Here is a 5661-nt window from a genome sequence, read left to right as displayed (position 1 = left end):
TATTCAGGCTTTCTTTCTACTGTTACTATGCGTAATTTGCGGCACAAAGGAAAACGAAGAAAGTCCGAAAAACGTGGTAAATTTTCAATGGGCGTACCAATTTCAGAGCGTCCTTCTGAAGTAAAAAAGAGAGAAACCTTTCCAAGTTTTTCTACACGAAGTGGCGCACTTGACTTGACAATTCATCATTAGTATAAGTCGGAAAATGAAAATGAAAGCATTGCGCCACTCCTTTCCGTGCAAAAAATAAAGAGCCGATAACCGCATTTTTTCAAACTGCGTGTTATCGGCTCTGCGTCTGTGCGTCTGGCTCTTTGATGATGGTTATATTTAGTTGTTTAACACTAATAAGTATTTCTTTCTTACACTTGGGGCAATATAAAGGTAATCTTTCAATAACTGTATCTTGCCGCAATTTAATTCGAGTTTTACTGCTGCAAACAGGGCATAACAGCCAATGGCAATCAATTCTTTCTCTCATCATTCCATATAGAACCTAAGCCTTTTTGCAAAACGACGCCCCAATTTTCTCCCCCCGCTACCAAATTCACGACTGATAGTTACTATTTTACTCATCTTATACTCCTCTCTGATGTTATGATATAATGTTCAATCTTGTATTTCGCAAAAACTGAAATACACCAAGTAATAAATTGTGCAAGTGGAACTGCTATCCATACACCAATCAAACCAATCATAGGAGGTATTGTAAGCATTAGCACAAATGTAAGTACAGGTTCAGCATACACTAATATGTACGAAAAGCCTGTTTTTTCTGTGGCATAAAAAAACGCAGTAGTAATCCTAACAAAAGAGAGGAACAACATAGTTGCCAAAAATAGTGGTAAATAATTAGCTACCTCTTTACTAGCTTCGGGAGAAGCTCCAAATAACACACCGATATTACTCCGTGTAAAAAATAACAGAATTATGCAAACTGCGGTAATTGCTACACCTGTCTTATATGCTAAAGCCCTTACCGTTCCAGCTGATAAGGTTTACTTCTTTGTTTAGGTCCCCCCCAGAAATAACCCCATAGGTTTTAGTAATTTCACCGTTTTTTACCTGCATCTCCGTTTTTCTCCTTATTTTTATTTGTGATGGATAGAATAATTTTTCAATTTCTGTAAGCTTGTCCTTCTTATAGGGCTTTGCGCCCATTATTTAGTACCCGTTTCCATAACAGGAGGGTCAAAAAATTCCACGTCAAACCCCTCCACACTCGCCGCCGCCCGAATAGCTCTGCGGTTCATGCTGATTGCCAAAGAATTTTTTTCCTCATAAGATAAGGAATCATAAGGAACTACGCCGTCCTTCGTACAAACGTGTATGTTTACTTTAGGTAGCTTTTTCATAATTAACACCTCCTGCTTTAAGGTATGTTTTTCTAAAATTGTCCTATTCGCTTTATTGAAACCCGTGGAAATAACTAGCTCACCTTTGAAATCTCATTCAATTCCTTAGCAATCTTCATGCCTGCAAGAAAAATCTTCATTTCTCTTTTCTCTTGTTCTGTGGCTTCCTTTAATACCCTCGCAAAACATTCGCCGCTCGTTTTCTTTTCTCTTATTGCCTATGGTCACGTTATATATACCAAGGTCAATATCGTCAATGCATTTTTCTCTTTTTTTTTGACTATGGTAAGTCTGTGTGATAACTTAAATATGAAGGTGGTGTATAATAAGTGAATGAAAGAATAAAAGAATTAAGAAGTATACTGAATTTAAGCCAATCAGAATTGGGAAACAGGCTTGGCGTCACAGGAACAGCCATCTCAAGAATAGAAAAAGGAGACAGGAAACTCACTGAACAGATGATTAAAGCCATATGCCGAGAATTTCGTGTCGATTATCTTTGGCTCACAGAAGGACAGGGCGAACCCTTTATCACTGGTCCGGATTCTCTTATTGAAGAAGTGGCAGAAGAATATAATTTGAATAGTTTTGAAAAAACTTTAATGGAAGAGTATTTAAACTTAACACATGAAGAAAGAAGTTTTTTTGAAAAATTCTTCAAAAATGTTTTTCAGAAAGGGACTTTATCACAAGAATCATCAACTAAAAATGGGAATATAGAAATAGCAGAAGAACTTTCTCCTTCCGTCGAACCAATGCTGACTGCGGAAGATGAAAAGGAGTTAGAAATGATAAAACAAGAAATGCTTGCAGAGAAAAAAGGGAAAATGTCTTCAGCTTCCATTTCCAAAAAAGACGCTTAAAACCTAAAAAGACTCGTTCTCACTTATTGTGAAAATATCAGAAAGGATGCTTCTATGAAAAATAACGATATTGAAAATTACAATGAAAGTGTTTTTGAAAGCATCAATCATATTAATGATTATGGTCAAGAATATTGGTCAGCAAGAGAACTTGCAAAGTTTCTTGATTATAAAGATTATAGAAACTTCCTGATTGCTTTAGATAAGGCAATGGAAGCCTGCCAAAATAGCGGCTTTCATATTTCTGACCATTTTGGTGAAACCACCGAAATGGTTCATATAGGCAGTAATGCTATGAGAGAAATTTCTACCTACCGCTTATCAAGATATGCCTGTTATCTCATTGTTCAAAATGCAAATCCCGAAAAGGAAATCGTTGCCCTTGGCCAAACATATTTTGCTATAAAAACAAGGCAACAGGAATTAATTGAAAATTATGATGAATTAACAGAGGAACAAAAACGATTGGCAATTTGTAAAGAAATGAAAACCCACAACAAAGCCCTTGCCGATGCAGCTCATAATGCCGGAGTGGTTGAGCCCATAGACTATGCCATTTTTCAAAATTATGGCTATCAAGGGCTTTATGGTGGAATGGGAAGAAAGGAAATTCATGCACATAAAGGATTGAAAAAAGTCAGGATATTCTGGATCATATGGGTAGCACAGAATTAGCTGCCAATCTTTTCCGTGCCACGCAAACTGAAGAAAAATTAAAAAAAGAACATATCAGAGGAAAGACAAGGGCAAACCAAACTCATTATGAAGTAGGTGCCAAGGTCAGAAAGACAATGCTTGAAATCAGTGGAACGGCGCCTGAAGACTTGCCTACACCAGAAAAAAGCATAAAACAAATAGAAAGAGAACATAGAAAACTAACAGATAAAAATCCCTAAAAAATCCCCCCATAGTACCGTAAGTACCATGAGGGAAACCGCTGTTTTTAGGTGACCAAACCTAAAAGTTTAAAAAAGGAAACAAATAATATGAATACATACGTATAATTATACTAACATACAAAAATAATGCCGTCAATGCGGCTTTTTTGCCATACAAAATAAATAAAGGAGGTCTTTTTCTATGGTTATAGCTGCCGCCTATATTCGTGTTTCTACAGATGAACAAACAGACTATTCGCCAACCGTCCAACTTGAAGATATTTTTGCATACGCTGAAAAAAATGGGTATTTTATCCCCAAAGAATTTATTTTTGAAGATGAAGGAATTTCTGGCCGCAACGCTGATAAGCGCCCCGGCTTTCAAGAAATGGTACGCCAGGCAAGGAAAAAACAGAATAAAATAAAATACATTATTGTTCATAAATTTGACCGCTTTGCCAGAAACAAGGAGGATGCGGTCCTATATAAGGCCCTCCTGAAAAAAGATGGTGTTAAAGTTATTTCTGTAAAAGAACCCATCCCCCAGGATGATAAGTTTGCTGTAATCTATGAATCTATGCTTGAAGCTATGGCGGAATATTATTCTCTCAATCTGGCGGAGGAAGTTAAAAAAACCATGGTGAAGAAGGCACAGCAGGGAGAATATCAAGCAACGCCACCCTTTGGTTACACCATGAAAAATAAAATCCTAACACCAATTCCCGAAGAGGCTGCCATGGTTCGCTTTATATTTGAAAACTATGCGTCCGGAAATGAAAGCATGTTTTCTCTTAGCCGACATATGAATCAAATGGGTTTTCGAACCCATAGGGGCGGGGTATTTGAAAACAGAACGATACAATATATTTTAAATAACCCGGTTTATAAAGGCTATTCCCGTTGGACATCAACCGGGCGAACCCAGAGAGATTTCAACAATCCCGACAGTGTAATTGCACAAGGCACTTGGGAGCCATTGGTTTCAGAAGATCTTTGGGAAACTGCCGCAAACCGAATAGTCAAAGAAAAGAGAACACATTATTCCCATAAACGTCCTGAGACGGAAGGAAAACATTGGGTTAGTAGTATGATTAAATGCTCCTCTTGTGGTCGCAGCTTGGTAATTGCCGCAAAATTTAAGAAAGGGGATGCATTCTATTTACAATGTGGAGGATATAACCATGGGCAATGTCATGTGTCCCACTCTATTTCCTCAAATCGGCTGCTCCCTGCCCTCTTTCAATCGTTGCATGACGTGGCAATGGGCAACGGTGAACCGGGGATGCATCATATCCGTAGGCCAAATTTGGAAACAAATGAAATTGAATCCATTGAACATATGATAAGCAAAACAAAATCAAGAATGACAAAAGCAAAAGAAGCATACCTTGCCGGCATTGATACCATGGATGAATACCGACAAACCAAATTGGCTGTAGATGCTGAATTGAAAATGTTATTTGAAAAATTAAAGGTAGCACGGAAAAATCAATTTAAACCTTTCGATTATGTTTCCTTCTCCAATAAACTGCTAGACGTGCTTTCTATTCTTAAAGATGAAAATGTCACCATGGAGGCCAAAAGAGCCGCATTTAAAACGGTTGTAGAGAAAGTAATATACAATAAACCAAATGACAGCTTGGAGCTGTTTTTAATTGGTGAATGATTATATCCTATTGGCATAAGGGGGACCAGACGGTGAATTGGGTGCATCTCTACGTTATCTCAGTCAAAAATTCACAATGGTTACCACGGAAGCAAAAGCTACCTTAAATGACATTGCAACCGAAGAATTTGCCCACTCAGAAATGATGGCCACCATCTTTCATCAATTAACGCAAGGCCTTACAAAGGATGAAATCATAAACTCTGGTCTGGATACGTATTATGTAAATCACGGTTTAGGGGTTTATCCTGTTTCTGCATCAGGCGTTCCCTTTGGTGCATGTGCATTCCAGTCAAAAGGGGATCCTATTGCCGATCTATACGAAGACTTGGCAGCAGATGGTACGACTGCGAAAGAACAACGAAGCCGGAAAGCCGCATAAACACTACATTTTTTGTAGGACGAGCTTTCCCATGCTACGTTATCTTAAGAACAACTTTCAACCAAATTATGATAGGACAAGCTGTTTCCCACAGTTAAAGCTATAATATCGTACCTTTAGACGTTCAGCAATGAGCATCTTTTTTCTTGGCGCTTTAGCTCCAATAAACCACCAGCTATGTGAAGTTGTAAAATGAAAGTAGACAAGGAATATGACCACCTTGCCTACATTTTGTTTTATAATTATTTTGAAAGGATGTGATATTATGGGAGTTCCTAAAGGAACCAAAAGAAGAAATTGGACTTATGAAGAGAAAATGCGAATTGTACAGCGATATTTTAGTGAAGATCTAGGTATTAAGAGGCTAGCAAAAGAGGAAAATATGGATTACAGTCTTTTGAATCATTGGATTCACAAATATCTAGATAATGGTGAAGACGGATTAAAATCCAAAGGGCATCCAGGTAATACTTTTGCAGCTATCCATAAGAGCAAAAATTTGACAGAAATTGAAAAG

8 protein-coding genes and 2 pseudogenes are annotated in these 5661 nt (G+C 37.7%); 7 read left to right on the top strand and 3 right to left on the bottom strand.

Going from position 1 to position 5661, the window contains the following annotated elements:
- Window positions 1–141 (top strand): annotated as a pseudogene (locus tag P9Q65_RS12940) (IS30 family transposase); the annotation flags it as partial.
- A 142-nt stretch (window positions 142–283) separates the two neighbouring features.
- Here the strand turns inward: P9Q65_RS12940 and P9Q65_RS12935 are convergent.
- The 3 genes from P9Q65_RS12935 to P9Q65_RS12925 form a co-directional block, all read right to left on the bottom strand.
- Window positions 284–481: a cysteine-rich KTR domain-containing protein gene (locus P9Q65_RS12935; protein WP_330695406.1), complete on the bottom strand. Its 198-nt coding sequence runs from the start codon at window positions 479–481 to the stop codon at window positions 284–286.
- The gene (locus tag P9Q65_RS12930; protein WP_330695405.1) at window positions 481–576 is read right to left on the bottom strand and encodes a cytidylate kinase family protein; all 96 of its coding nucleotides are present in this window, start codon (window positions 574–576) and stop codon (window positions 481–483) included. The genes P9Q65_RS12935 and P9Q65_RS12930 overlap by 1 nt, the downstream gene beginning before the upstream one ends.
- A gap of 584 nt (window positions 577–1160) precedes the next feature.
- On the bottom strand, window positions 1161–1355 hold the full coding sequence (locus P9Q65_RS12925) for a hypothetical protein (protein WP_304509907.1): 195 nt from the start codon (window positions 1353–1355) through the stop codon (window positions 1161–1163).
- 329 nt (window positions 1356–1684) lie between these two features.
- Here P9Q65_RS12925 and P9Q65_RS12920 point away from each other — a divergent pair, with 329 nt between their 5' ends.
- The 6 genes and pseudogenes from P9Q65_RS12920 to P9Q65_RS12900 all read left to right on the top strand — a co-directional run.
- The gene (locus P9Q65_RS12920; protein WP_304509905.1) at window positions 1685–2218 is read left to right on the top strand and encodes a helix-turn-helix domain-containing protein; all 534 of its coding nucleotides are present in this window, start codon (window positions 1685–1687) and stop codon (window positions 2216–2218) included.
- A gap of 54 nt (window positions 2219–2272) precedes the next feature.
- Complete coding sequence (gene dinD, locus P9Q65_RS12915) at window positions 2273–2893, top strand: DNA damage-inducible protein D (RefSeq protein ID WP_330695403.1); 621 nt, start codon at window positions 2273–2275, stop codon at window positions 2891–2893.
- Entirely contained in the window at window positions 2875–3114 is a 240-nt protein-coding gene (locus P9Q65_RS13270; protein WP_330695402.1) for a hypothetical protein, read from the top strand. The genes dinD and P9Q65_RS13270 overlap by 19 nt, the downstream gene beginning before the upstream one ends.
- A 184-nt stretch (window positions 3115–3298) precedes the next feature.
- Window positions 3299–4762 carry a recombinase family protein gene (locus tag P9Q65_RS12910; RefSeq protein ID WP_304509904.1) on the top strand — a complete coding sequence of 488 codons (1464 nt, stop codon included), beginning with the start codon at window positions 3299–3301 and terminating at the stop codon, window positions 4760–4762.
- Between the two features lie 31 nt (window positions 4763–4793).
- Window positions 4794–5144, top strand: a pseudogene (locus P9Q65_RS12905) (manganese catalase family protein); the annotation flags it as partial.
- Window positions 5145–5409: 265 nt separating this feature from the next.
- On the top strand, window positions 5410–5661 hold a 252-nt coding region (locus P9Q65_RS12900; RefSeq protein WP_304509902.1), incomplete at its 3' end, for a transposase.

It is taken from the genome of Anaerotignum sp. (genome assembly GCF_030625865.1).
In the GTDB taxonomy this organism is placed as follows: Bacteria; Bacillota; Clostridia; order Lachnospirales; family Anaerotignaceae; genus Chakrabartyella.
Note: the sequence above shows the minus strand (reverse complement) of the source record. Positions and strands in the feature narration are given on the sequence as shown.

Coding starts and splice junctions, on each gene's coding strand:
- P9Q65_RS12935 (WP_330695406.1), bottom strand. CDS start 481: ATGAGAGAAAGAATTGATTGCCATTGGCTGTTATGCCCTGTTTGCAGC.
- dinD (WP_330695403.1), top strand. CDS start 2,273: ATGAAAAATAACGATATTGAAAATTACAATGAAAGTGTTTTTGAAAGC.
- P9Q65_RS12910 (WP_304509904.1), top strand. CDS start 3,299: ATGGTTATAGCTGCCGCCTATATTCGTGTTTCTACAGATGAACAAACA.
- P9Q65_RS12925 (WP_304509907.1), bottom strand. CDS start 1,355: ATGAAAAAGCTACCTAAAGTAAACATACACGTTTGTACGAAGGACGGC.
- P9Q65_RS13270 (WP_330695402.1), top strand. CDS start 2,875: ATGGGTAGCACAGAATTAGCTGCCAATCTTTTCCGTGCCACGCAAACT.
- P9Q65_RS12930 (WP_330695405.1), bottom strand. CDS start 576: ATGAGTAAAATAGTAACTATCAGTCGTGAATTTGGTAGCGGGGGGAGA.